This is a genomic window from Flavobacterium eburneipallidum (genome assembly GCF_027111355.2).
Classification (GTDB): domain Bacteria; phylum Bacteroidota; class Bacteroidia; order Flavobacteriales; family Flavobacteriaceae; genus Flavobacterium; species Flavobacterium eburneipallidum.
The window spans coordinates 1,865,881-1,892,078 of the sequence record NZ_CP114291.2 but is presented as its reverse complement, the minus strand read 5'-3'; the positions used below and the strand labels follow the sequence as shown (position 1 = coordinate 1,892,078).

At 34.9% G+C, this 26,198-nt stretch carries 21 protein-coding genes; 7 read left to right on the top strand and 14 right to left on the bottom strand.

The genetic code is table 11. The features are described 5' to 3' along the window. Positions 1-10 precede the first annotated feature (10 nt). From OZP15_RS07780 to OZP15_RS07750, 7 genes are all read right to left on the bottom strand, one after another. Positions 11-1,501 carry an MFS transporter gene (locus tag OZP15_RS07780; RefSeq protein ID WP_281337457.1) on the bottom strand — a complete coding sequence of 497 codons (1,491 nt, stop codon included), beginning with the start codon at positions 1,499-1,501 and terminating at the stop codon, positions 11-13. Positions 1,502-1,637: 136 nt separating this feature from the next. Further along, positions 1,638-2,297 (bottom strand): response regulator, encoded by a 660-nt coding sequence (locus tag OZP15_RS07775; RefSeq protein ID WP_269224953.1) that lies wholly within the window; start codon positions 2,295-2,297, stop codon positions 1,638-1,640. Positions 2,298-2,511: 214 nt separating this feature from the next. Then, positions 2,512-4,317, bottom strand: a complete 1,806-nt coding sequence (locus OZP15_RS07770; RefSeq protein ID WP_281337456.1) for a PAS domain-containing sensor histidine kinase — start codon at positions 4,315-4,317, stop codon at positions 2,512-2,514. Positions 4,318-4,333: 16 nt separating this feature from the next. Further along, positions 4,334-4,918: a DUF4202 domain-containing protein gene (locus OZP15_RS07765; protein ID WP_281337455.1), complete on the bottom strand. Its 585-nt coding sequence runs from the start codon at positions 4,916-4,918 to the stop codon at positions 4,334-4,336. Positions 4,919-4,958: 40 nt separating this feature from the next. After that, positions 4,959-5,336, bottom strand: a complete 378-nt coding sequence (nirD, locus tag OZP15_RS07760) for a nitrite reductase small subunit NirD (protein WP_281337454.1) — start codon at positions 5,334-5,336, stop codon at positions 4,959-4,961. 107 nt (positions 5,337-5,443) lie between these two features. Beyond that, positions 5,444-7,951 (bottom strand): nitrite reductase large subunit NirB, encoded by a 2,508-nt coding sequence (gene nirB / locus OZP15_RS07755; protein WP_281337453.1) that lies wholly within the window; start codon positions 7,949-7,951, stop codon positions 5,444-5,446. 483 nt (positions 7,952-8,434) lie between these two features. Next, positions 8,435-8,929 carry a CAP domain-containing protein gene (locus OZP15_RS07750; protein ID WP_269224950.1) on the bottom strand — a complete coding sequence of 165 codons (495 nt, stop codon included), beginning with the start codon at positions 8,927-8,929 and terminating at the stop codon, positions 8,435-8,437. Positions 8,930-9,232: 303 nt separating this feature from the next. Here OZP15_RS07750 and OZP15_RS07745 point away from each other — a divergent pair, with 303 nt between their 5' ends. From OZP15_RS07745 to OZP15_RS07715, 7 genes are all read left to right on the top strand, one after another. Then, on the top strand, positions 9,233-10,450 hold the full coding sequence (locus OZP15_RS07745) for an RsmB/NOP family class I SAM-dependent RNA methyltransferase (RefSeq protein WP_269224949.1): 1,218 nt from the start codon (positions 9,233-9,235) through the stop codon (positions 10,448-10,450). 221 nt (positions 10,451-10,671) lie between these two features. Then, on the top strand, positions 10,672-12,459 hold the full coding sequence (locus OZP15_RS07740) for an AMP-dependent synthetase/ligase (protein WP_281337452.1): 1,788 nt from the start codon (positions 10,672-10,674) through the stop codon (positions 12,457-12,459). A 139-nt stretch (positions 12,460-12,598) separates the two neighbouring features. Beyond that, on the top strand, positions 12,599-13,030 hold the full coding sequence (locus OZP15_RS07735) for a MarR family winged helix-turn-helix transcriptional regulator (protein WP_281337451.1): 432 nt from the start codon (positions 12,599-12,601) through the stop codon (positions 13,028-13,030). 63 nt (positions 13,031-13,093) lie between these two features. Next, a complete protein-coding gene (locus OZP15_RS07730) occupies positions 13,094-15,484 on the top strand; it encodes a 3-hydroxyacyl-CoA dehydrogenase/enoyl-CoA hydratase family protein (RefSeq protein WP_281337450.1) in 2,391 nt (796 codons plus the stop codon). Positions 15,485-15,576: 92 nt separating this feature from the next. Next, complete coding sequence (locus OZP15_RS07725) at positions 15,577-16,758, top strand: acetyl-CoA C-acyltransferase (RefSeq protein ID WP_281337449.1); 1,182 nt, start codon at positions 15,577-15,579, stop codon at positions 16,756-16,758. 91 nt (positions 16,759-16,849) lie between these two features. Beyond that, positions 16,850-17,164, top strand: a complete 315-nt coding sequence (locus tag OZP15_RS07720) for a four helix bundle protein (RefSeq protein ID WP_281337476.1) — start codon at positions 16,850-16,852, stop codon at positions 17,162-17,164. A 77-nt stretch (positions 17,165-17,241) separates the two neighbouring features. Next, a complete protein-coding gene (locus OZP15_RS07715) occupies positions 17,242-19,032 on the top strand; it encodes an acyl-CoA dehydrogenase FadE (RefSeq protein WP_269224947.1) in 1,791 nt (596 codons plus the stop codon). 108 nt (positions 19,033-19,140) lie between these two features. Here the strand turns inward: OZP15_RS07715 and OZP15_RS07710 are convergent, their stop codons facing one another. The 7 genes from OZP15_RS07710 to OZP15_RS07680 all read right to left on the bottom strand — a co-directional run bounded on the left by OZP15_RS07710 (position 19,141) and on the right by OZP15_RS07680 (position 26,138). Then, a complete protein-coding gene (locus tag OZP15_RS07710) occupies positions 19,141-20,676 on the bottom strand; it encodes an MFS transporter (protein WP_281337448.1) in 1,536 nt (511 codons plus the stop codon). A gap of 81 nt (positions 20,677-20,757) precedes the next feature. Beyond that, positions 20,758-21,945: a mannonate dehydratase gene (gene uxuA, locus OZP15_RS07705; protein ID WP_281337447.1), complete on the bottom strand. Its 1,188-nt coding sequence runs from the start codon at positions 21,943-21,945 to the stop codon at positions 20,758-20,760. A 71-nt stretch (positions 21,946-22,016) separates the two neighbouring features. Next, on the bottom strand, positions 22,017-22,829 hold the full coding sequence (locus OZP15_RS07700; RefSeq protein WP_281337446.1) for an SDR family oxidoreductase: 813 nt from the start codon (positions 22,827-22,829) through the stop codon (positions 22,017-22,019). A 2-nt stretch (positions 22,830-22,831) separates the two neighbouring features. Then, entirely contained in the window at positions 22,832-23,497 is a 666-nt protein-coding gene (locus OZP15_RS07695) for a beta/alpha barrel domain-containing protein (protein WP_281337445.1), read from the bottom strand. A 5-nt stretch (positions 23,498-23,502) separates the two neighbouring features. Continuing rightward, positions 23,503-23,952, bottom strand: coding sequence for a NanQ anomerase/TabA/YiaL family protein (locus OZP15_RS07690; protein WP_269224944.1), 450 nt, complete (start codon positions 23,950-23,952; stop codon positions 23,503-23,505). Between the two features lie 9 nt (positions 23,953-23,961). Next, positions 23,962-25,005 (bottom strand): sugar kinase, encoded by a 1,044-nt coding sequence (locus OZP15_RS07685; protein WP_269224943.1) that lies wholly within the window; start codon positions 25,003-25,005, stop codon positions 23,962-23,964. Positions 25,006-25,130: 125 nt separating this feature from the next. After that, on the bottom strand, positions 25,131-26,138 hold the full coding sequence (locus OZP15_RS07680; RefSeq protein WP_269224942.1) for a sugar kinase: 1,008 nt from the start codon (positions 26,136-26,138) through the stop codon (positions 25,131-25,133). Positions 26,139-26,198 lie beyond the last annotated feature (60 nt).

Sequence of the window (26,198 nt, the reverse complement as noted above, 5' to 3'; positions counted from 1 at the left end):
AGAATTGTTATTATTTTTTTGATGATTCACGTTCCATCACTTTTGATAATTCAGGTTGTTTTTCGTTCATGATTTTCGTTACTGTTCGGTGCATCCAAATCAAACAAATAGATGAAAATATCAGAATAAATATCCAAGAACTTGACCAAAAACCAGTACTGGTAAGTAAGTACCCAAAGATAATTGGCCCGAAGAAACCACCCAAACCACCTATCATTCCTACCATTCCTCCTACTACACCTACTTCTGTTGGGAAATATTCTGGAATGTGTTTGTAAACCGCTGCTTTTCCAATTCCCCATGAAATACCAATCAGGATTACCAAAACTAGATACACCCACATATTGGCATCAAAATGAATTTGAGTAACTCCTTTTGCCAATAATTCTTTTTTCTTTACTTCTTGGTTTTCTTTAACAACCACTTCTTGCCATGAATTTTTAGTTGGAAAAATAGAATTATCAACTGGTTTTTCTACTTTTTTATTGATAGCAAAATCTTTATCTCCAACTCTTACATTCGTTTGCGAAACTTCAGTAATTACTCCTTTCTTTCCTGCCATAACTCCAGGACCAGCAGTGGTAATATCCATTTTTGGAATCATCAACAAAGCACTCAATACAACTGATGAGCCTAAAACCCAATACATTACTTTTCGTGCACCATATTTATCAGATAAATAACCTCCAAAAGCACGAATCACACCTGATGGCAAGCTAAACATAGTGGCAAACATCCCGCCCATTACCAAACTGGTTTGATACACATTCATAAAATTAGGTAACAGCCATTGAGCGTAAGCCACAAAACATCCAAAAACCAAGAAGTAGTAAGCTCCAAAACGCCAAACTCTTACACTTTTCAGAGAACCCAACATTTGAGAAACGGTTTTAGTGCTGGTTTCATTTTTTTTGTTTTTAGTAAAAATTAAAAATAAAACGCCAATAACTAATAAGGCAACACCATAAATGATTGGTAATAATTTCCAACCGTTTTGTGGATCATCAACCGAAAATTGATTTAATAAAGAAGGAGCCATAAAAGTAGTGATAGCAGCACCTGCATTTCCCATCCCGAAAATTCCCAAGGCTCTACCTTGCCACTCTTTTGGATACCAAATTGAGGTAAATCCAATACCAACAGCAAAACTAGTTCCTACCATTCCGAATAAAAAACTTAAAACGGCAAACATAAAAAAACTATCCGCCAGCGGAAGTAAAAACAAAGGAATGGAACAAAGCAATAATAGAATAGAAAAAACATATTTTCCGCCGTATTTATCGGTTAAAATTCCTATTGGCAAACGCATGATTGATCCTGTTAGAATTGGAATACCTAGAAGCCAACCTACCTGAACCACATCCCATTTGAAAATACCATTGTCAACCAAAAAAGTGACTAGAACACCATTAAGCGTCCAACAAGCAAAGCATACTGTGAAAGCTAATGTATTTAAAAATAAAATACGGTGTGATTGAGATAAAGAAGTTGTAGTTGTCATAATACTTATATTTTTTTGACAAAAATAAGTACTAAAAACTATAAAAAAACTGTTTTTTCGCAGTTTTTGAAAAATAATTAAGTATTTATACTTAAAAAATATTCAAGTAATTAAGTATATTACTTATGAGAAAAAACTACAGCAAAGCCAATTCGTTAGCTTTATTAGATAATTCCATCAAGTTTTTTACTTTTAGTTTCTTCATTAGATTAAAACGATGTACTTCGGCAGTTCTTTTACTTATATCTAATGCCTCGGCTATTTCTTTGTTTCCATTACCAGCTAAAAGTAATTTAAGAATCTCTTTTTCTCTTTTAGTAATTATTGTTTCTTCTTCAAAAGATTGCTTATTTTCAATTTTAGCAAGAGGATTGCTTAATTGACTGATTAAAATAGAAGAAATATCTCCACTGAAATATTTTCCACCATTGGCTACGGTATGAACGGCTTTAAGAAATTCTTCTTTACTAGAACCTTTCAACAAATAACCATCGGCTCCTGCTTTGATAGATTTCAAAACATACTCTTCGGATTCGTGCATAGAGAGCATCACTATTTTTACTAGATTGCCTTGTCCTCTCAATTTTTCGACCACTTCTATACCAGTTAAGTTTGGCATACGAATGTCTAAAATGAGTAAGTCTGGATTTTGTTCTTCCACTACTTTCAAAGCTTCTGCACCATCTGTGGCCTCGCCAACAACTATTATGTTTGCTTCATTTTCTAATAATGATTTGATGCCATCTCTCACAAACACGTGATCATCTGTCAAAACAACTCGAATCGTAGTATTCATAACTTACTTAATTTTAAATTTTATTTTTACGTATATAAACCTAAAAGGATGGCTAATATACGTATTTTTTAATTATAATTTCAAATTCAATGGCAATAGCAAAATTCAATAACAATTTCAATGACAATAATAATAGCAATGAATAAGACAGTAATATTTCAATTTAAATCCCATTGAAATTGAATTTTGATATTAAAATTGTTATTGAATCTTTTTAAATCGGAATATTAAACGTTACCCTTGTTCCTTCTTCAACAATTGAATTGATAAAAACTCTTCCGTTGATGTATTCGATTCTTTCTTTCATAAATAGCAATCCCATTCCAGACTCGCTATTTCTTTTTTTAGCTGCTTCATTAACGTCAAAACCTTTTCCGTTGTCATCAATAATAATACTTAAAATATTATTACTATGAGAAAGTTGCACTATTATATGACTAGAATCGGCATATTTTATGGCATTATTTATGGCTTCTTGTGTCAAGCGATAAATATTAATTTCAATCAAGGAATCCAATCTTTTATCGAAACCTGATTTGTTATAAAACAAAATATTTTTACCTGTTAGTTTTGATAATTCTTGCGTCAGTTTTGCCAGAGAGGAAACAATTCCATGATCGCTTAATTCGGGTGGCATCAAATTAAAAGTCGCAGTTCGCACTCCTTTGATAATATCCAATGCTAGCTTTTTTAGGTATTCTATTTTCTGTTCTGCTTTTTCTTTGTCATCAAGATTGATACTTTCTAGACTAAATTTAAGTCCTGTAAGCATTTGTCCTATGCCATCATGAATTTCTTTGGCAATACGGTTTTGCTCGTTTTCCTGGTTTTCGACAATTTTACTCGAAATCACTTTTTGTTGATTGATTTTATCGGTAACATTTTCAAAATTCAATCGCTCCACTTCTTGTTCTGCTTTTTTGCGTTCGGTAATATCAAAACAAATAATGAGTAGCTCTGATTCTTCTTTCTTGATAGTTACAGGAACCATTGATAAATCGAGCCAAATAGTTTCGTCATTTCTACTCGTAAGATTTAGTTCTCCTTGCCAGCCACTCTTTTGTCTTTGAGCAATAATTCGATCAATAGCTAATTGTTCTTTTTCTATTGGAGTAAGTACTTGCGAAAAAGTTTTGTCTGAAAGAAAGGGATTGTATTGCAGTAGTTTAGCGAATTTTTCTCCAATGTGAATTAACGAACCGTCAGGCGCAACACGACAATAAAGCAAGGTATTTTCCATTGCATAATTGAGTGATTTCAATTCTTTTACTGAATTTTCTTTGGCTTCACTGATGATTTCAGTATCGTAGGCTAATTTCAGTGCCTTTTTTTCAGAGGATAAAAGTTTCGAGATTAATACTTCTACCTTTTTATTGGTTGGTTTGAAAATGAAAATGAATTCTAATAGCAAAACTAATATGGTGAATATAAGAATTCCATATTCGGTTTTACTTTGTAATCTTACTTTCTCTAGAGCTTCCTTGTCGTATTGCTCGACAATTTCATTCATTTTATCTAGAAATACTCCTTGATTTTTAAGAATAATTCTAACCAATTTTTGATTTTCTTCTTCTTTGATTCCTAATTCTTTATTGTTCAAAAAAGTTGTGGCTGCTTTAACAATGTTTTCAAAATTAGGTTTGATGGCTATGAATAAATCCGAAAGTTCTTTGCTTTTTTCTTTTGGAAAACCCAAACTATCGTTTCCTTTCTCTAAAGCTTTATGATTAAATTTCCATAAATTAATGATTTCATTTGTCCGCTCAATTTCTTCTTTATTATTTTTTGAATCAGCGATAAAATTCAATATCAAAACTTCTTTAGTCAGCTTTTGACTTAACATTCTTTGTTTTCCTGAAATATTAATAATTTTGGAATCGCTCAACTGACTATGAAGGTTGTATTGAATCAGTAACTGACTTAATAAAACCGTTATAGCAATGGTTAATAAGGCAAAAAGATACAATCGCCTTAAGTTTTTGAAAGATAAATTGACAGCTGCTGGAGTATTGCTCTTCATGATTAGATTGTAGGTTTTACAAGCCTAGAGCATCTTTGATTAACTGGAGATTGGCATCGGAATAATTAATTTTCAATGCTTCCTGATGTCCTTTTTCAGACATTTTATTCCAAGTTTTCAAAATGATATTTTTGAGTTTCTCTGTATCATGTTTTTGTACAAATGGATCTAAATAAAATTCTAAAAATACCAGACAAATTACGTCTTCTAGGAGTTGGGTTTCTTCGTCTTTTTTGAGTAATTTTTTTTCGATAAGAAAAGAAACTCTATCGATAATTTTTTGGTTGTAACCACATTCTTGAAGAATAGAAGCGGTAGTTTTGGCGTGAAACTTCTTCAAATCTTCACGCCATTTTAAATACCCCACACGATCCATTGGGTAGGATTCTCGTGGCATTTTCCATCGGCAAATGTGCTGTGCTTTGGCAGCAATTTGAACTTCTTCTGAAGCATCAGGATAAAAATCCATTAGCCTTTTATACATTCTATTGGAATACAATAATTCTTTTGGAAATGTTTCTGATTGAAACAGTTCACTATTCGGGTCTTGTGCGTTTTCGGCATCAATCCTTGTACTTGCGTTTTGGAATTGTAATGACATATTTTGAAAATATAATAATTCTCAAAGATACGTATTTTATTTATTCTAAAAAGCCTACGAACACATCTCCATCAACAACTTTTACGGGATAAGTAGCTATTGAATAATCTTCTCCATTGAGGTTTGAACCGTCTGTAAGCGAGAACGTTTTTTTGTGCATTGGACAGGCAATCTTAGGAGTTTCCTCTGCCGAACCAATCATTCCTCTTGAAAGTACCATTTCCATTTTGTGAGGGCAAACGTTTTGGCAAGCATACCATTCGTTTCTGCGAGAGAAATTGATCACAGCAATTTGCTTGTTTTTATATTTGATACAACCACCACCATCTGTTGGGAAATCAGTCGTTTTTCCTGCTTTGAACCAAACTTTTACGTCGTTTAATTGAACTGTTTCGTATTGATTTAAAATATCTTGCATAATTATGAGTTTTAAATTTCCATCACTCCAACATTAATAAATTAATGATTGCGAAAGACCTTAATTTGCATGTTGAAGTTGATGGAAGGATTTTTAAATAGTTGAGATTACCAAGCTGTTGGCATTTTTTGACCTCTTAAAGGGATATACTCCAAATTATCATCACGATCATCTGAATTGACAAAATGATTAAAACGTTTCATCATTTCCGGATCTTCGATGGCTTGTTTCCACTCACATTCAAAAGTGTCAACTAGTTTTTGCATTTCAGCTTCAAGAGTAGCATTGATTCCAAGACTATCGTTGATAACCACATTTTTCAAATATTCGATTCCGCCTTCCAGTTTTTCTAACCAAGTTGAAGTTCTTACCAACGGTCCTGCAGTTTGGATGTAATACATCAAGAAACGATCCATGTACTTGAAAACTGTTTCTTTATCGATAGCTTCTGCTAAAAGTACGGCATGTTTCGGATTAGCTCCACCATTTCCACAGATGTACAAATTCCAACCGCCTTCAACGGCAATTACTCCAAAATCTTTTCCTCTAGCCTCGGCGCACTCTCTGATACAAGCTGAAACTCCTCCCTTCAATTTATGCGGAGAACGAATTCCTCTGTAACGATTTTCTAATTCGATAGCCAATGTCGTACTATCGTCCATTCCGTAACGACACCAAGCATTACCAACGCAACTTTTGACTGCTCGTAATGATTTTCCGTAAGCGTGACCACTTTCAAAACCGTTGTCTATTAATTTTTTCCAAATGGCTGGTAAATCATTTAGTTCTGCACCAAATAAATCGACACGTTGTGCACCAGTAATTTTAGTATATAATCCGTATTCTTTAGCAACTTCACCAATGGCGATTAATTTTTCGGCAGTAACCTCTCCACCTGCCATTCTTGGCACAACCGAATAAGTTCCGTTACGTTGAATATTGGCCAAGAATCTATCATTAGAATCTTGAGCTGTTACGTGTTTATTAGCTGTATCATTATAAATACTTGAGAAAATTGAAGATAGAACGGGTTTACAAACTTCGCAACCATCGCCTTTTCCAATAGTTCCTAATACCTCATTGTGATTTGTGAATTTGTTGATTTTTACAATATCATACAATTCTTGACGAGAATAAGCAAAATGTTCACACACTACATCTTTCACTTCTTTTCCTAATGATTTTTGAGCTTCTTTAACCAAATCAACCACCATTGGTTTACATCCACCACAACCAGAAGTCGCTTTGGTAGCTTTGACCACATCGCCAAATGTTTCGCAAGAGCCATCGGTAATAGAACAACAAATACTTCCTTTAGTCACGTTTTCGCAAGAACAAATTACAGCCGTATCTGGCAAATCCATTGCACTTCCCATGGTAGAACTTTCGCCTCCTCTTGAACCCAAAATCAAATCCTCTGGATTTGCAGGCAATTTCATTGCATTGCTATAAATCTGAAACAATCCGTTATAATCGCTTGAATCTCCTACAAGAATTCCTCCTAATAAAGTTTTTCCGTCTTTGGTAACATTGATTCTTTTATAAATTCCACTAAATTTATTTTCATAAACAATAGCTGTTACTTCATTATTTTCTATAAATGGATCTCCAAAACTCGCTACTTCAACACCAATTAATTTCAATTGCGTTGACATATCGATGCTTTCTCTCATCAATTTTTCGTTACCAATAATCTGCTCTGCAGCTACATCAGCCATTTCATAACCTGGAGCAACTAATCCATAAATCATGTGATTGTAAAGTGCAACCTCTCCAATAGCAAAGATGTTTGGATCTGAAGTTCGCATTTGATTGTCCACCACGATTCCACCACGAACACCAACTTCCAAACCAGAAACTCTTCCTAGCTCGTCACGAGGTTTTATCCCTGCAGAAATTACTAGCATATCTACTTTAAGCAATTCATTCTCATCGAACATCATTCCTGTAATAGCATCTTCACCAGCAATATATTGGGTTGCTTTACTCAAGTGAATACCAATACCTAATTCTTCGATTTTAGACTGAAGCATATCACTAGCACCTTTGTCTAATTGTCTTGGCATCAAGCGAGGAGCAAATTCCACCACATGAGCATTTAATCCTAAATCTCGTACGGCTTTGGCAGCCTCAAGACCTAACAATCCACCACCAAGTACAGCAGCTTCAGTAGCTCCTTTTTGTTTTATTTTTTTGGCATAAGCCATGATAGCATCTAAATCCTCAATGGTTCTATATACAAAAACACCTTCTTTATCCACACCCTCAATTGGCGGTACAAAAGCAGCTGAACCTGTTGCTAGAACTAAGTAGTCATACTCATGTGTTTGTTCCAAGTGAGTATGTATGGTTTTTTGCTCTCTATTTATATCTGTAATTAATTCAGATGTATTAAGTATAATATTATTGTCAGTGTACCAATTGGATGTTGACATTGACAAATCATCTGCACTCTTTCCCGCGAAGTATTCACTCAAGTGAACCCTGTCATAAGCTCGTCTTGGCTCTTCTCCAAAAACCGTAATTTGATAATTTTCGCTCCCTGCTTTGGTGATGAATTTTTCGCAAAATTTATAACCTACCATGCCGTTTCCGACTACTATTACTTTGATCATATTCGCATTAATTAAGTATTACTACGCAAAAGTACGTATAAATACTTAACAACAATACTTAATTGAGTATTTTTTTTAGAAAATACACTTAAAAAACGTCAGTGTAAGATAATTAAAGTATAATAAACAATAATTTAAGTAGAAAAGCATTATTAGAAATGAAGAAAACAATGAATAAATACGTATAAATTAACCCGTTGGGTGTAGTTCAAAATTTTTGATTTTTATAAAAATATATAAACATAGGTTTTGTAAATTTTTAAAGGCGTTTCACTTTAAGCTATTTGAACCAAGGAGCCGAGAGATAGCATATAGGCGGAGCAATTGGGCTATACAACTCTTTTTTCTATGATTCTATGTGTTTAAATTTTATATCTTTTTGAAATTCTTTTATTTTTAATAATTACAACCAATGGGTTATATAAAATAAAAAACTGCCTCGGTTGAGGCAGTTTCCTAAAATCAAAACCAAAAAAAAATTACTTATATTTTTGCGAAGATATTGGTGTAATACTTTTTACCATCTGCATTTACTCGTATTGAAAGTCCAAAATGTGTAAAATCGCCTTCTATATTTTTCTTGTGAGTTGGGCTTTTTAACCAAGCCTCTACTGCTGCTTTTGGAGAATTATAATTGAATGCAATATTTTCGCTTACTCTTTTTGCTCCAAGAACTTCCATAATATTTTCTGAACGAGAAACAAAATCATCATGATTAACTACATTATTTTCAATCATATAATGATCGTGCTGCTCTGATTTGTATGAAATATGATTGATTTCTTTCAATTCATTTAAACCTAAACCAACTCTATACTCATTTATCAAAGTCATTGTTTCGACTTCAGTAGAATTATAAGTATATGACATCGCTTTTTCTGCAGAAGCGTTAGTTTCTTCAGCACTATCAGAAGAACATGAATTCATTGTACATACTATTGCTACTAGCAATAATACACGAAGTAATTTTGCTTTCATAATTAAAAGTAGATTAAGTTTAAAGTAGATTGTGGGGCAAACAACTTTAAATGTTATTGTTTTTATTTCTGTGATAAAACTAACAATATAATCGTTAAAAAACACAAAAAAATCGATTAAATACACAAAATAAATTATTGAAATATACTTTTCTTACAAAAAAAACAAAATTAAATTCTTAATTGATTGTTAAAAAGTAAAACAAAGAGTTAATTATTAAGAAAAAAGTCGAACGAATTAACATCCGATTAGTTATAAAATATTCAATCAATTAATAGTACCTTTGCACCTCAATTATTCAAAATGAGATTACACAGAAATTTAGTTTACACCACCATAGATGCTCTTAATGCCATCTTCAATGAAGGTGAATATGCCGATAAAGTAGTAGCACGCTCTTTAAAAAAAGACAAACGCTGGGGAAGTTCTGACAGAAAATTTGTTGCCGAAACTATCTATGAAATAGTACGTTGGAAAAGACTTTACACAGAAATAGCCGAAGTTAAAGAACCATTTGATAGAGATAATCTTTGGAGAATATTTTCGGTTTGGGCAGTATTAAGAGGCTACCCTATTCCAGATTGGCGCCAATTAGAAGGAACTCCCGCAAGAAAAATAAAAGGACGCTTTGACGAACTTTCAAAAATAAGAACCTTAAAAGAGTCAATCCCAGATTGGATGGACGAATTGGGGGTGAAAGAATTAGGCGAAAAAGTTTGGGCAAAAGAAATTGCAGCTCAAAACCAACCAGCCAAAGTAATTTTGAGAACCAACACTTTAAAAACGACCAAAGAACAATTAAGAGCCATCTTGATGGACTTGAATATTGAAACGGAATATTTGAAAGATCAACCCGATGCTTTGGTCTTGAAAGAAAGAGCTAATGTTTTCCTAACAGATGCTTTCAAACAAGGTTTCTTCGAAGTTCAAGATGCCAATTCACAATTGGTTGCGGCTTTCCTTGACGTAAAACCCGGAATGCGTGTCGTAGATACTTGTGCTGGTGCGGGCGGAAAAACATTGCATATTGCCGCTTTGATGGAAAACAAAGGTCAATTGATTGCTATGGATTTATACGAAAGTAAACTCAAGCAATTAAAATTAAGAGCCAAAAGAGACGGTGCTTTCAATATTGAATACCGCATTATCGATTCGACTAAAGTGATCAAAAAATTACATGAAAGAGCCGATAGAGTTCTGATTGACGCTCCTTGTAGCGGATTAGGCGTTTTAAAAAGAAATCCTGATGCGAAATGGAAATTGCAACCAGAATTTATAGATAACATTCGCAAAGTACAATCCGAAGTTCTGGAAAGTTATTCTAAAATTGTAAAACCAGGCGGGAAATTAGTGTATGCCACCTGTTCTATTTTACCTTCTGAAAATCAAGAACAAGTTGAAAAATTCTTAAAAACTGAAATCGGTAAACAATTCAACTTCATCAAAGACCAAAAAATATTAGCGTCAGAATCTGGTTTTGACGGATTTTATATGGCTTTATTAGAACGTAAAGAAAATTAAATAAATAGTACAAAAGCTTTTTTTTGCTTAAAAGCACAATTCAAAACACAAAATAGTTAATTCTGATGTGTTTTGAATTGTGCTTTTTATTTTTAACCAATTCAGTGAAATTTGAATACGCCTAAAAGTTTAGTATCAACATATTCTTTCATTTTAATTTTACAGATAGCACACGACTAATTTTTTTTCACTAATTTGCATCTAATAAATACTATTACAAGATGACCGAAATAACCCGACTATTTGATTTTCCTTATTATCAATTAAAGCATTACAATATTCCTGATGCTTTGGTTACCAAGTACGATGGTGCGTGGCAAAAAACTTCTACCGAAGAATATATTGCTAAAGCTAATGCGGTTTCGAGGGCATTGCTACGAATGGGCATTTTAAAGGATGATAAAATCGCTTTAATTTCTACTAACAATAGAACAGAGTGGAATATTATAGATATTGGCGTTTTGCAAACTGGAGCTCAAACAGTACCCATATATCCAACCATCTCAGAAAATGATTATGAATATATTCTCAATCATTCTGGTGCTTGTTACTGCATCGTTTCAGATCATGAGGTACTGCATAAAGTAAATTTAATCAAACAAAATTTACCCAATCTTAAAGGAGTATTTTCATTTGATGAAATTGATGGTTGTCAAAATTGGAAAGAATTACTACTACTTGGCGAAGATCAAAGTAATCAAAACCAAGTAGAAGAACGAAAAAACAGCGTAAAATCAGAAGATTTAGCGACTATAATATACACTTCAGGAACCACAGGAAAACCTAAAGGCGTAATGCTTTCGCACAAAAACATTGTATCCAATGTTTTAGATTGCACCTCAAGAATACCATTCGAAAAAGGAAAAAGTCGTGCTATGAGTTTCTTACCCATTTGTCATATTTTCGAAAGAATGATTGTATATCTGTATCAATATTATGGGGTTTCGATTTATTTTGGAGAATCAATTGAAAAAATTAGTGACAATATAAAAGAAGTAAAACCTACAGTAATGTCATGTGTACCAAGACTTATTGAAAAAGTATATGACAAAATCTATGCAAAAGGTTTAGAATTAACAGGGATAAAAAGAAAACTGTTTTTTTGGGCCGTTGATTTGGGACTAAAATACGAACCTTATAGAGTTAATGGATTTTGGTATGAGTTGCAATTAAAAATAGCCCGAAAACTCATTTTTAGTAAATGGCGAGAAGGTTTAGGAGGCAATTTGGACTTAATGGTTTCAGGAAGTGCAGCCTTACAGCCTAGGCTTGCCAGAGTCTTTGCGGCAGCAGAAATACCTGTTATGGAAGGCTACGGATTAACAGAAACTTCTCCAGTAATTGCAGTAAATGATACTAGAAATTTTGGTTTCAAAATAGGAACTGTTGGAAAAATAATTGATAATGTAGAAGTAAAAATTGCCGAAGATGGAGAAATCCTTTGCAAAGGACCAAATATAATGCTCGGTTATTTTAAAGATGAAACTTTAACTAATGAAGCTTTGGCAGGAGGTTATTTTCACACAGGTGATATTGGAGAAATTGACAGCGAAGGCTTTCTTAAAATTACAGATCGAAAAAAAGAAATGTTTAAAACTTCTGGTGGAAAATACATATCTCCTCAATTATTAGAAAATGCCATGAAACAATCCCGTTTTATCGAACAAATTATGGTTATTGGTGATGGACAAAAAATGCCCGCTGCTTTTATTCAACCTAATTTTGAATTCGTTAGAGAATGGCAAAAAAAGAACAAGATTGAAATGGATACTACAAATGAAGCCATTAGCATCAATCCAAAAGTAAAAGAGCGCATCAAAAAAGAAATTGATACGATAAACGAAAAATTTGGAAGCTGGGAAAAAATAAAACGATTTGAATTAACTCCAGATATTTGGTCAATAAACGCTGGTCATCTTACTCCAACTTTAAAACTAAAACGAAAAGTGGTTATGGAAAAATACACCGATTTATTCCATAAAATTTATGATGAAACAGCTATTCAATAACTGAATTTTCTGTCTATTTACTAAACTCTTCATTTTTGAAGAGTTTTTTTTATGAAATATTTAAAAAACATTAGCTTCTTATTATGCGTGCATAGCTTTTTTTTTATTATATTTGAAATGACCAACAATCATAACCAAAATGAAAGACAAAACTATAGATTACATTTTACGTGCAACTTGGCAAGCCGTTTCTAGGATGTACAATGAAGAAGCATCTAAATATGGAGCTACTATGTCAACAGGATTTGCATTATTAAGTATGGATAAAGAAAATGGAACACCTTCAACAACATTAGGTCCTAAAATGGGAATGGAAGCCACGAGTTTAACCAGAACTTTAAAATCAATGGAAGAAAAAGGATTAATTGTCCGAAAAAAAAATCCTTTAGATGGACGTGGTGTTCTAATTTATTTAACTGATTTTGGAAAAGAAAAAAGAGAGCAATCTAAAGAAACTGTGCTTAAATTTAATGAAGCCGTAAAACAAAAAGTATCCGCAGAAAAACTACAACATTTCATGGAAGTTTCTGAAATAATTAATGAATTAATTAACGAAAAAAAAATATTTTAATCCTGCTAATTCAAAATCTTGCACGATTAATTCTATTTAAAGTAAAACTATAAACCGATTAAAATGAAACGAACTATCAAAAAAGTTGCAGTAATTGGATCTGGAATTATGGGTTCGGGAATTGCTTGTCATTTTGCCAATATTGGTGTTGAAGTATTGCTTTTGGATATTATTCCAAATTCACTTACTGAAGCCGAAGTCAAAAAAGGATTAACATTAGAAAGCAAAATTGTTCGCAATCGCTTGGTAAATGAACATTTTCAAAATGCTTTAAAATCAAAACCTTCCCCTATTTATCATCCAAAATTTGCAAGCCGAATCACCACTGGAAATACAACTGATGATATGGCAAAAATTGCCAATGTCGATTGGATTGTCGAGGTGGTTGTAGAACGTTTGGATATCAAAAAAATGGTTTTCGAGCAAATCGAGAAATACCGCAAACCTGGAACTTTGGTAACTTCCAATACCTCTGGAATTCCGATTCATTTTATGAGCGAAGGACGAAGCGAAGATTTTCAAAAGCATTTCTGCGGAACCCACTTTTTCAACCCTGCACGTTACTTGAAATTATTCGAAATTATTCCTGGTCCTCAAACTTCTTCCGAAGTATTGGATTTTCTAACTAACTATGGAGAGAAATTCTTGGGTAAAACTTCGGTTGTAGCCAAAGATACTCCAGCCTTTATTGGAAACCGAATCGGAATTTTTGGCATCCAAAGTTTGTTTCATTTGGTTAAAGAATTAGGTTTAACGATTGAAGAAATCGATAAATTGACTGGTCCAGTAATTGGACGACCTAAATCAGCGACTTTCCGCACGGTCGATGTTGTTGGTTTGGATACTTTGGTTCACGTTGCCAATGGTATTTATGAAAATTGTCCAAATGATGAAGCTCACGAACTATTCAAATTGCCAGATTTCATCACAAAAATGATGGAAAACAAATGGCTCGGAAGTAAAACAGGACAAGGTTTTTACAAAAAAGTAGGAAGCGATATTCTTTCTTTAGATTTAGATACACTAGAATATCGTCCAGCCAAAAAAGCTTCATTTGCCACTTTGGAACTCACAAAAACCATCGACAAACCTATTGATCGTTTCAAAGTATTGGTCAAAGGAACAGACAAAGCTGGTGATTTTTACAGAAAAAGTTTTGCTGGATTGTTCGCTTATGTTTCCAATAGAGTTCCCGAAATCTCGGACGAATTATACAAAATTGACGATGCTATGAAGGCAGGTTTCGGCTGGGAAAATGGTCCTTTCGAAATTTGGGATGCCATTGGTGTCCCTAGCGGAATCGAAATAATGAAAGCAGAAGGTTTAACTCCAGCAACTTGGGTTACTGATATGTTAGCTTCTGGAACTTCTAGTTTTTATTCTATTAAAGAGGGTGCTACGTATTATTACAACATTCCAAATAAAACACAGGAAAAAGTTCCTGGACAAGATGCTTTTATCATCCTGAACAACATTCGTGAAAGCAAAAAAGTATGGAGCAATAGCGGAGCGATTATCCAAGATTTAGGCGATGGAATTTTAAATTTAGAATTCCAATCCAAAATGAATACTATTGGTGGCGATGTTTTACAAGCCATTAACAAAGCCATCGATTTATCTGAGGCAGCATACCAAGGTTTAGTTATTGGAAACCAAGGAGCCAATTTTTCTGTTGGTGCCAATATTGGAATGATATTTATGATGGCAGTCGAACAAGAATACGACGAATTGAATATGGCTATCAAAATGTTTCAGGACACGATGATGCGGGTGCGTTATTCCGGAATTCCTGTTGTGGTTGCGCCTCACGGGATGACTTTGGGCGGTGGTTGCGAAATGAGTATGCACGCCGACAAAGTGGTTGCTGCCGCAGAAACATATATTGGATTAGTCGAATTTGGAGTTGGTGTAATTCCTGGTGGTGGTGGATCCAAAGAAATGACCTTGAGAGCTTCGGATTTATTCCGAAAAAACGATGTGGAATTGAATGTGCTGCAAGAATATTTCCTTACTGTCGCAATGGCTAAAGTTTCAACTTCAGCACACGAAGCCTTTGATTTGGGTATTTTACAACACGGAAAAGATATAGTTGTAGTCAACAAAGACCGTCAGATTGCGGAAGCCAAAAAGCACGCTCTACTAATGGCGGAAGCCGGTTACACCCAACCGATTCGTAGAAACGACATTAAAGTTTTGGGAAAACAAGCCTTGGGAATGTTCCTTGTTGGAACCGACCAAATGCTGGCTGGAAAATACATCTCGGAACACGACAAGAAAATTGCCAACAAACTGGCTTATGTAATGGCTGGTGGCGATTTATCAGAATCCGCATTAGTAAGCGAGCAATATTTATTGGATATTGAGAGAGAAGCTTTCTTGTCGCTTTGTACGGAACGTAAGACTTTAGAACGTATTCAATTTATGTTAACGAAAGGGAAACCATTAAGAAATTAGATAAAAGACGGATAGATGATAGACAAAATCCGTAACAAGTAAAAGTCTATCATCTATTATCTATCCGTCTATGGTCTTAAAAAACAAAACAAATGAAAACAGCCTATATAGTAAAAGCCTACCGCACCGCCGTTGGCAAAGCCCCAAAAGGAGTATTCCGTTTCAAACGCCCAGACGAATTGGCGGCAGAAACCATCGAATTCATGATGAATGAATTGCCTGATTTCGACAAAACACGCATTGACGACGTAATGGTTGGAAATGCGATGCCAGAAGCCGAACAAGGATTAAATGTTGGACGATTAATTTCCTTAATGGGATTAAAAGTAACTGATGTTCCGGGTGTAACCATCAACAGATATTGCGCTTCTGGAATAGAAACGATCGGGATGGCAACTGCCAAAATCCAATCGGGAATGGCGGATTGCATCATTGCGGGTGGAGCCGAAAGTATGAGTTTTATTCCAATGGGTGGCTACAAACCATCGCCTGATTATGCTTCTGCCAAAGCAGGAAACGAAGATTATTACTGGGGAATGGGACTTACAGCAGAAGCCGTTGCCAAACAATTCAATATTTCGAGAGAAGATCAGGATGCTTTTGCTTACAATTCCCATATCAAAGCTTTGAAAGCTCAAGCCGAAGGCAAATTCGATTCACAAATTGTTCCAATAACTGTGGAGCAGACTTTTATCAATGAAAACGGAAAAAAAGAAACCAAATCATACACTGTCAACAAAGACGAAGGGCCAAGAGCAGGAACTTCTATAGAGGCATTAGCCAATTTGAAACCTGTATTTGCTGCTGATGGAAGCGTAACTGCTGGAAATGCTTCGCAAATGAGCGATGGAGCGGCTTTTGTTTTGATTATGAGTGAAGATATCGTCAAAGAATTAAACCTCACTCCTATTGCCCGTTTGGTTGGTTTTGCATCTGCTGGAGTTGAACCCAGAATCATGGGAATAGGTCCAGTAAAAGCCATTCCAAAAGCATTAAAACAAGCGGGATTAGAATTGAAAGACATTGATTTAATCGAACTAAACGAAGCATTTGCTTCACAATCATTGGCCGTAATCCGTGAATTGGGATTAAACCCTGATATTGTAAACGTCAATGGAGGAGCAATCGCATTAGGGCATCCTTTAGGTTGCACGGGTACAAAATTGTCTGTACAATTATTCGACGAAATGAAACGTCGTGGAAACAAATACGGAATTGTAAGTATGTGCGTGGGAACAGGACAAGGAACAGCGGGTATTTATGAATTATTGTAGAAGAAAATAGAGAAGAGAACAAAGAATATAGACTGAAATAAAAAAGATTATGCGTCATAATTATAACAACTTAAAAATTTAGCAACTTGGAATAGAAATAGCAAATGACATTTCGGACATCTTATTAGACTTTCCAAAACACGAGAGGTATGATTTAAGTTCTCAATTAAGTCGATGTTCAGTTTCTATTCCTAGTAATTTTGCGGAAGGCTCTTCGAGAACGGATAAATCTTTAAGTCATTTTTTAGATATTTCTTTAGGTTCTTCATTTGAACTAAACACCCAATTAATAGTAGCAAAACATCGAAAATATATAAACGAACAAACAGTTAACCTATTAGAAAAAAAAATAGAAGAATTTCAAAGAATGACTATGGGTTTCCAAAATGGATTAAATAAATCCTAAATCTAGATTCTATTTTTTCTATTCTTTACTCTTTTTTCTATACTCTATTATCTAAAAAACCTCAAAATCTAAAAGTTATGAACGATACAACTCGCGGTGGTCAATTCATCGTAAAAGAAACAAAATGCGAAAACATCTTCACTCCCGAAGATTTTAACGATGAGCAAATTATGATGCGTGATACGGTAAAAGAATTTGTGGACAAAGAAATTTGGCCTAACAAAAACCGTTTCGAAAACAAGGATTACGCCTTTACCGAAGAATGTATGAAAAAAGCGGGCGATTTAGGCTTTTTGAGTATTTCTGTTCCGGAGGCTTATGGCGGAATGGGAATGGGATTTGTAGATACCGTTTTAGTTTGCGATTATATTTCGGGAGCTACGGGATCGTTTTCTACCGCCTTTGGAGCACATACTGGAATAGGAACCATGCCAATTACGCTATATGGAACTGAAGAGCAAAAGCAAAAATATGTTCCTAAACTAGCTTCTGGCGAATGGTTTGGAGCATATTGTTTGACCGAACCAGGTGCTGGAAGTGATGCCAATTCAGGAAAAACCAAAGCAGTTTTATCCGAAGATGGAACGCATTATAAAATCACAGGACAAAAAATGTGGATTTCCAATGCTGGATTTTGTTCTTTATTTATCGTTTTTGCCCGAATTGAAGACGACAATAATATCACTGGATTTATATTGGAAAACACTGAAGGCAACGGAATTTCGTTTGGCGAAGAAGAACACAAACTCGGAATTCGTGCCTCTTCTACTCGTCAGGTATTTTTTGCAGACACTAAAATTCCTGTCGAAAATATGCTCTCTGAAAGAGGAAACGGCTTCAAAATTGCTATGAATGCCCTAAATGTGGGGCGAATCAAATTGGCAGCAGCCTGTATTGATGCGCAACGCCGAGTGATTGCTGGATCTGTAAAATATGCTAATGAGAGAATACAATTTAATACTCCTATTGCCCAGTTTGGAGCTATTCGATTAAAATTAGCCGAAATGGCAACTTCTTGTTATGCTGGTGAAAGCGCCACTTACAGAGCAGCTAAAGATATTGAAGATAGAATAGCAATCAGAGAATCGGAAGGTGTATCGCATCAGGAATCAGAATTGAAAGGTGTGGAAGAATTTGCCATAGAATGTTCTATTTTGAAAGTGGCTGTTTCCGAAGATGTTCAGAATTGTGCTGACGAAGGCATTCAAATTTTTGGTGGAATGGGATTTTCAGAAGACACACCAATGGAAAGTGCTTGGCGTGATGCGAGAATTGCCCGAATTTATGAAGGCACAAACGAAATCAACCGAATGCTATCCGTAGGAATGTTGATTAAAAAAGCAATGAAAGGTCACGTCGATTTATTAGGACCGGCCTCTAAAGTTCAAGAAGAATTAATGGGTATTCCGTCTTTTGACACACCTGATTATTCAGAATTGTTTGCCGAAGAAAAAGAAATGATAGCCAAACTCAAAAAAGCATTTCTTATGGTTGCTGGTGGTGCTGTTCAAAAATATGGTCCCGATTTAGAAGGTCACCAACAATTATTGATGGCTGCTGCTGATATTTTGATCGAAATTTATATGGCTGAATCAACCGTTTTGAGAACTGAAAAATTAGCTAAAAAAGTTGGCGAAGAAAAAGCTCAAGAGCAAATTGCTATGGCAAAATTGTATCTATACAAAGCTGTTGATGTAATTACTCAAAAAGGAAAAGAAAGTATTATATCTTTTGCCGTAGGCGATGAACAACGCATGATGCTGATGGGTTTACGTCGTTTTACAAAATACACTAATATGCCTAACATTATTGGATTAAGAGAAATGATTACCAATAAATTAGTTATGGAAAACGAATATTGTTTCTGATTTTAAAATTTTTGTTAAGTTGTTTAACATACAATAAGTAATGTTTTTCCAAAAAATAACCCCGAAGCAACAACTTCGGGGTTATTAAATATATTAAAAATGATAAAACTACAAATCTGTAATTGGAGCATATTTAGGTACTAATGACTTCATTACTGCCCATCCTATCAAATAACAAACGGCACAGATTGAGAAAATGATCATATATCCTGTATCAATACCATCAGAAATTACCACTCCTGTTTTCTTTAATTCTGCAAAAAAAGTTTCTGGTATTGGCTCTGTTACATATTGTGGAAATTTTTCTAAAAATGGTTGACCATCTACAGTAGTCCAATTTCTATGCGTGAAATCAAACAATACTCCAGAACCTTTATTGATTAAAGTAGAGCCTAAACCTCCTGCTAAACCTCCAATTCCTGTAATGGTTGCAATGGCTTTTTTAGGAAACATATCTCCAACAGTAGTAAAGATATTAGCAGACCAAGCCTGATGAGCCGCTCCAGCAATACCAATAATAATTACGGGTACCCAATAACTAATATATCCTAAAGGTTGTGCTACTAATGCCAATAATGGAAAAAATGCAAAAATTAACATCGCTCTCATTCTTCCTTCATAAGGATTCATGCCTTTTTTATCAACAAAATAAGTAGGCAACCAACCTCCAATGATAGAAAGTAAAGTAATCATGTAAAGAACAAATAAAGGGAAAGCTGCTTGTGTAGAATCCATACCATAAACCGATTTTAAATAAGCTGGAGTCCAGAATAAGAAAAACCACCAAACGCCATCAGTCATGAACTTACCAAAAGCAAATGCCCACGTTTGTTTGTATCTGAAACATTCTTTGAATGTTACTTTCGTAGCTGTTTCTGGAACATAGCCTACTAATTTGCTATCAGCAATATCATCTTGTTGGATGTACTCTAATTCAGCCGCATTGACTCTTGGATGTCTTTCTGGTTTGTCATACATAAAAATCCAAAATCCCATCCAAACAAAACCTAAAGCTCCGATAATGATAAAAGCCATTTCCCAACCAAAAGCTTCTGCAATAAAAGGAATTGTGATTGGTGCTGCTAATGCTCCAACTGTTGCTCCTGCATTAAAAATACTAGTAGAGAAAGCTCTGTCTTTTTTAGGAAAATACTCTGCTGTGGTTTTAATCGCTGCTGGAAAATTTCCTGCCTCTCCAACTGCCAAAACAAAACGAGCAAATATGAATAAAGTTACACTCACATTAATTACCAAAGCGGTATCCTCGACAGTGTGAATAGCTTCTTTTGCCCCTTCAAAACCTACAAACCAGTTTCCAGTTATCCATCCTGATGTTGCGATTCCTGCAAAAGCGTGTAAACAAGCTCCAATAGACCAAACTCCAATAGCCCAAAGAAACCCTTTTTTGGTATCCATAAAATCTACAAACTTCCCTGCAAATAATAACGATACTGCATAGAAAATAGAAAATAAAGCGGTGATATTTCCATAATCATTATTCGTCCAGTGAAATTCTGGTGCGATAAAATCACTCCAAGTCAAAGAAAGTACTTGTCTGTCCAAGTAGTTGATAGTAGTTGCAAAAAAGAGTAAACCACAGATTGACCAGCGGTAATTCCCCATCGATTGTTTTGTTTTGTCCATTTATTCGGTTTTTTTTAATGTTGGTTAGAAAAAGACTATCCTTTGACTAATTTTTGGTGTAATTTATAACTATTTATTGATTTAAAATAAACTTCTTTTTATTCCCATTTCTAATCCTCTCAATTCAGCTAGACCACGCAAACGACCAATTCCAGAATAGCCAGGATTTGTTTTTTTCTTTAAATCGTCTAACATTTGATGCCCGTGATCAGGGCGCATTGGTAAATTGCTGTTGTTTTTCTTTTCAACTGCAAGAATCGCTTTTACTACTTCATACATGTTAGCATCGCCTTCCAAATGATTGGCTTCATAAAAACTTCCTTCTGCATCTCTTTGGGTACTTCTCAAATGAATGAAATTCATTTTATCACCGTGACGTTCTACCATTCCTGGTAAATCGTTGTCAGCTCTTACACCATAAGATCCTGTACACATCGTGAATCCGTTTGATTTAGAATCAATTGCTCCCATTAAATCAATCAAATCTTCTTCTGTACTCACTACTCTTGGTAATCCTAAAATAGGATAAGGAGGATCATCAGGATGAATTGCCATCAATACGTTTTTGCTTTCGGCAACAGGAATAATTTCTCTCAAAAAGTGAAATAAATTTTCTTTCAAACGATTGCGGTCAATTCCGTTATAACCACTTAAAGTAACCAGAAAATCTTCAACAGAATACGCTTCTTCAGCTCCTGGAAGACCTGCAAGAATATTGTGTTGTAGTTTTACTTTTGCTTCGTCAGTCAAAGCTTCAAAACATTTTTTGGCAGCTTCTTTTTGAGCATCAGTATATTCGTTTTCAGCTCCTGGACGTTTTAAAATAAACAATTCAAAAGCAGCAAATTCATTAATATCAAATCGCAATGCTTTGGAACCATCGGCCAATTCATAAGACAAATCGGTTCTAGACCAATCCAATACAGGCATGAAATTATAACAAACACAGTGAATTCCGCATTCAGCTAAATTCTTGATACTTTGTTTGTAGTTTTCTATATATTGTAAATAATCGCCTGACTGTTTTTTGATGTCTTCGTGTACCGGAATACTTTCCACCACTGTCCATTCTAAACCAGTCAACCCATTATTTGGATTTCCATCTTTGTATTTGACGGTGTTTATACGCTTTTGAATTTCATCAATTTCCCAAACTTGTCCGTTTGGAATGTGATGCAAAGCAGTAACAACACCTGTTGCTCCAGCTTGAGCAATATCTGATAATGATACGGGATCATTAGGCCCGAACCAACGTAATGTTTGTTCCATTTTTTTTAAATTCGTTTGTCGATGATCGATAATCGTTTGTCGATAATCGTAATTTGTAATTCATAATTGATTTAGATGCTTTTGGCTCCAAATCCTCCATCTACATGAATGATGATACCTGTAACAAATTTTGACATATCACTGCATAAAAAAAGTAATGCTCCATCAGTATCTTGTGGCTGACCAAAACGCCCCATTGGAGTGTGGTCAATAATTTTTTCACCTCTTGATGTCAAATTTCCATCAGGTAGCAATAATAATGCCTTATTTTGTTCACCAATAAAAAAACCTGGTGCAATGGCATTGACTCTAATGCCTTCTCCATATTTTCCTGCTAATTCCACCGCCATCCATTTGGTAAAATTATCAATAGCTGCTTTAGCCGCAGAGTAACCAACCACACGTGTCAAAGGTCGTTCAGCAGTTGCAGAAGAAATATTGATAATAACTCCAGACTTTTGTTTGGAAAAAACTTCGGAAAAAACTTGAGAGGGTAATATGGTTCCAATGATGTTCAAATCTAAAACCTTTTGTAAGTCTTCGGATTGCATATCATAAATAGCTCCATCTGGTTGAATTGTAGCTCCAGGCATATTGCCACCTGCTCCATTAATCAATATATCCAAACGTCCGTATTTTGTTATAATAAAATCCCGAACTTTCTCCAGTTCTTCTTTATTAGTCACATTGGCACTAATAGCAAAAGCTTCCCCTCCATTATTTCTAATGGAGGTTGCGGTAGCTTCTACATTTTCTATGTTTCTTCCTAAAACTCCAGTAATTACTCCATGTTTTGCCAAGGTTCTAGCCATATTACTGCCTAAAACTCCGCCGCCACCTGTAATGAGTGCTACTTTCCCTTCAAGATTAAACAATGTATTCATTATTATTTTTTTGAAATAGAATGTACTAAACTCAAAACTTCTTTAGTATCCGCTTCGATTTTAGCATAATCTTTAGCAGCCATTAATGGTTTGCTGATTAATTTACTTCCCATTCCTACTGCAGAAACTCCAGCTTTGAACCAACCACCAATACTTTCAGCAGTTGTATCCACTCCACCAGTTGGCATGAAAACAAGGTTAGGAAAAATATCTTTGATTCCGCTTAAGAAATCAGGTCCTAACATATTGCCTGGGAACAATTTGATGAATTTTACTCCTGCATTTTCAGCAGCAATAATTTCAGTAGGCGTCATACAACCTGGGCTGTATAAAATTCCTTTACTATTCAATAATTCAGCTACTTCAGGAACAAACCCAGGACTGATAAAGAAATCAGCTCCAACAGTTAAATAATCTTCAGCTTGTTTTTTGTTTTTGATAGTTCCGATACCTAATAATAAATCAGGCATTTCAGCATTACGAACTTCTACCATTTTAGCGAAGTTGCTCAAAGCAGTTTCTCCACGACTTGTATATTCAACCGCTTTGATTCCAGCTCTGTAAATCGCTCTTAATACTTCTATTGTTACGTTTTCGTCTGCATTGAAATACAAAGGAAGCATCCCTTGAGCTATAATTGCATCTGTAACTTCTTGAATTTTACTCATTTTTTTTAGATTTTAACTTTAAATACCAATTTTTTGATTTCACCTTCACCAATCATTGGTGCGTGAACATCGCCTGGATAGAATATTACAAACTGTCCGTCTGTCAATTGAAATTTCATATCTGGAGTGTCATTAAAGAAACGTACATCCTTTTCAGGATTGTAATCTCCGTTTGGAGTTACACATTTCTCTCTTGGTTTCCAGTATATGGTTTCCAATCCGCTAACACAAACTTGAATATCTATGTTTTTGTCGTGGCATTCAAATTTAGTCAAACTAGCTTCTGCTGTTTTTCCGTTTGCTTTGCTTACGATTACTTTTAAACCTTCTTCGATTTGGATTACTCCATCTTCCAAGTTGGCTAAATCATTTTGACTCATAAAGTCAAATGCTTTGGCAAACAAAGGATGTAAGCTAGTGTATTGTGATCCGTTTTTTAGTGTATCTAATATCATAACTATAAATTATCTAGCAACTCTACCAGAAGCATCACCACCCATTAATTTGTTAACTTCGTCAACAGTAACCAAGTTAGCATCACCTTTAATAGTGTGTTTCAAACAAGAAGCTGCAACTGCAAAATCCAATGCGTTTTGGTCGTTATCAGGGTAAGTCAACAATCCGTAGATTAAACCTCCCATGAATGAATCTCCTCCACCTACTCTATCAACGATATCTGTAATTTGGTATTGACGCGTTTGCAACATTTGTTTTCCATCGTATAAAACTCCAGCCCATGTGTTATGAGATGCAGAAATAGAACCTCTTAAAGTAGTAATTACTTTTTTAGCTCTTGGGAATTTTTCCATCATTTGTTGACAAACAGATAAGAAAGCTTCAGCTTTTACATCATGTCCGTGAGTTTGAACTGCTGCTCCTTCTGGTTTGATACCAAAGTGCATTTCAGCATCTTCTTCGTTTCCTAAAATTACATCACAGTAAGATGTCAATTCAGTCATGATAGCTTCACGATCTCCTCCGTATTTCCATAATTTTGCACGGTAGTTCAAGTCAGTTGAAATAGTAACTCCTAATTTGCTAGCCGCTTTTACAGCTTCTAAACAAGCATCAGCAGAAGATTGAGAGATTGCTGGAGTAATACCAGTCCAGTGAAACCATTCCACTCCTTCAAAAACTTTTTCCCAGTTGATCATACCTGGCTGAATATCTGACATAGAAGAGTGTGACCTATCGTAAACTACTTTACTTCCACGAGATACAGCACCTGTTTCAAGGAAATAGATTCCTAAACGCTCTCCACCCCAAACAATATTATCAACACCAACTCCTCTTTTGCGCATTTCCATCATAGCACATTCTCCAATATCATTTTTTGGCAAACGTGTTACAAAATCAACTGGAATACCATAGTTTGCAAGCGAAACAGCTACATTAGACTCTCCACCTCCATAAACAACATCAAAATTGTCTGCTTGTGAAAATCTTAAAAATCCTTGTGGTGCTAATCTTAACATAATTTCACCAAACGTTACTACTCTTTTTCCCATTTTTTAGTTTGTTTAATTGTTTATTTATTTGTTTAATCGTTTACAGTTTAAATTGTTTAAGCGTTTAAAATTGTTTAAACGTTAAGTGTCAAATTTTTAATTTTTAATTCTAAATTTTTAATTGTTTACCTAGAAACTCTTCCTCCTCCGGAACCTCCCATCAGTGCTTTTATTTCTTCTACAGTAGCCAAATTAATATCACCCGAAATAGAATGTTTCAAACAAGTAGCGGCCACAGCAAATTCAAGAGCCGTTTGATGATCTTCTGGCCAAGTAATTAATCCGTAGATCATTCCTGCCATAAAAGCATCTCCAGCACCAATTCTATCAATAATATGAGAAATGTTATATCTACGAGAATTTAGTAAATCCTTTCCGTTCCACAACGAGGCACTAATACCATTAGACGAAGCATTGGCATCCATTCGATGTGTAGAAACTATATTTTTTAAATTCGGAAAAGCTTTCATCCAATTGGCAAAAACAATTTCTTCGCTATCGATTTCGTTCTTTGGTACACCTAAAACTTTTTCAGACTCATCCACACCACCTAATAATAGGTCACAATGTTTTACCAAATCAGGCATTATTTCGTTGGCTTTTTTACCGTATTGCCACAATTTTGGTCTGTAATTCAAATCGGCTGAAATCGTCAATCCCATTTCAGTAGCTACTTCCAATGCTTCTTTGCATAAATCGGCTAAATCTTGAGATAATGAAGGCGTTATTCCTGACCAATGAAACCAATGTGCTTTTTTAAAAATAGTTCGCCAATCGATCATTCCTGTTCTTAAAGTAGAAAAAGAAGAATCTTCACGATCATAAACCACTTTGCCTGGTCTTTCTGACGCGCCTTGTTCAAAATAGTAAATACCTAATCGTTTGCCTACTGTTTCTGCTACAGGATTTACACCAAAAGAACGCAGCATACTCAAAGCAGATTCACCCAATTCATTTGGTGGTACAGCAGTTATAAATTTAACTGGTAATCCGAATTTAGATAAAGACGCTGCAACATTCGCTTCTGCGCAACCATAATACAAATCAAATGAGGTAGCTTGAGTAAGCCTCAAATGACTTGGAGGAGAAAGTCTTAATAAAATTTCTCCGAATGTTACGATTCGTTTAGACATAGCGCTGTTTGTTTTCGTGTTCGCACACGCATCTTGCAAATATAAAAAAAAAGTTAGGTT

Bases quoted from the DNA above. Each gene is read 5' to 3' on its own strand.
- OZP15_RS07780 (WP_281337457.1), bottom strand. From the start codon at position 1,501: ATGACAACTACAACTTCTTTATCTCAATCACACCGTATTTTATTTTTA.
- OZP15_RS07775 (WP_269224953.1), bottom strand. From the start codon at position 2,297: ATGAATACTACGATTCGAGTTGTTTTGACAGATGATCACGTGTTTGTG.
- OZP15_RS07770 (WP_281337456.1), bottom strand. From the start codon at position 4,317: ATGAAGAGCAATACTCCAGCAGCTGTCAATTTATCTTTCAAAAACTTA.
- OZP15_RS07765 (WP_281337455.1), bottom strand. From the start codon at position 4,918: ATGTCATTACAATTCCAAAACGCAAGTACAAGGATTGATGCCGAAAAC.
- nirD (WP_281337454.1), bottom strand. From the start codon at position 5,336: ATGCAAGATATTTTAAATCAATACGAAACAGTTCAATTAAACGACGTA.
- nirB (WP_281337453.1), bottom strand. From the start codon at position 7,951: ATGATCAAAGTAATAGTAGTCGGAAACGGCATGGTAGGTTATAAATTT.
- OZP15_RS07750 (WP_269224950.1), bottom strand. From the start codon at position 8,929: ATGAAAGCAAAATTACTTCGTGTATTATTGCTAGTAGCAATAGTATGT.
- OZP15_RS07745 (WP_269224949.1), top strand. From the start codon at position 9,233: ATGAGATTACACAGAAATTTAGTTTACACCACCATAGATGCTCTTAAT.
- OZP15_RS07740 (WP_281337452.1), top strand. From the start codon at position 10,672: ATGACCGAAATAACCCGACTATTTGATTTTCCTTATTATCAATTAAAG.
- OZP15_RS07735 (WP_281337451.1), top strand. From the start codon at position 12,599: ATGAAAGACAAAACTATAGATTACATTTTACGTGCAACTTGGCAAGCC.
- OZP15_RS07730 (WP_281337450.1), top strand. From the start codon at position 13,094: ATGAAACGAACTATCAAAAAAGTTGCAGTAATTGGATCTGGAATTATG.
- OZP15_RS07725 (WP_281337449.1), top strand. From the start codon at position 15,577: ATGAAAACAGCCTATATAGTAAAAGCCTACCGCACCGCCGTTGGCAAA.
- OZP15_RS07715 (WP_269224947.1), top strand. From the start codon at position 17,242: ATGAACGATACAACTCGCGGTGGTCAATTCATCGTAAAAGAAACAAAA.
- OZP15_RS07710 (WP_281337448.1), bottom strand. From the start codon at position 20,676: ATGGACAAAACAAAACAATCGATGGGGAATTACCGCTGGTCAATCTGT.
- uxuA (WP_281337447.1), bottom strand. From the start codon at position 21,945: ATGGAACAAACATTACGTTGGTTCGGGCCTAATGATCCCGTATCATTA.
- OZP15_RS07700 (WP_281337446.1), bottom strand. From the start codon at position 22,829: ATGAATACATTGTTTAATCTTGAAGGGAAAGTAGCACTCATTACAGGT.
- OZP15_RS07695 (WP_281337445.1), bottom strand. From the start codon at position 23,497: ATGAGTAAAATTCAAGAAGTTACAGATGCAATTATAGCTCAAGGGATG.
- OZP15_RS07690 (WP_269224944.1), bottom strand. From the start codon at position 23,952: ATGATATTAGATACACTAAAAAACGGATCACAATACACTAGCTTACAT.
- OZP15_RS07685 (WP_269224943.1), bottom strand. From the start codon at position 25,005: ATGGGAAAAAGAGTAGTAACGTTTGGTGAAATTATGTTAAGATTAGCA.
- OZP15_RS07680 (WP_269224942.1), bottom strand. From the start codon at position 26,138: ATGTCTAAACGAATCGTAACATTCGGAGAAATTTTATTAAGACTTTCT.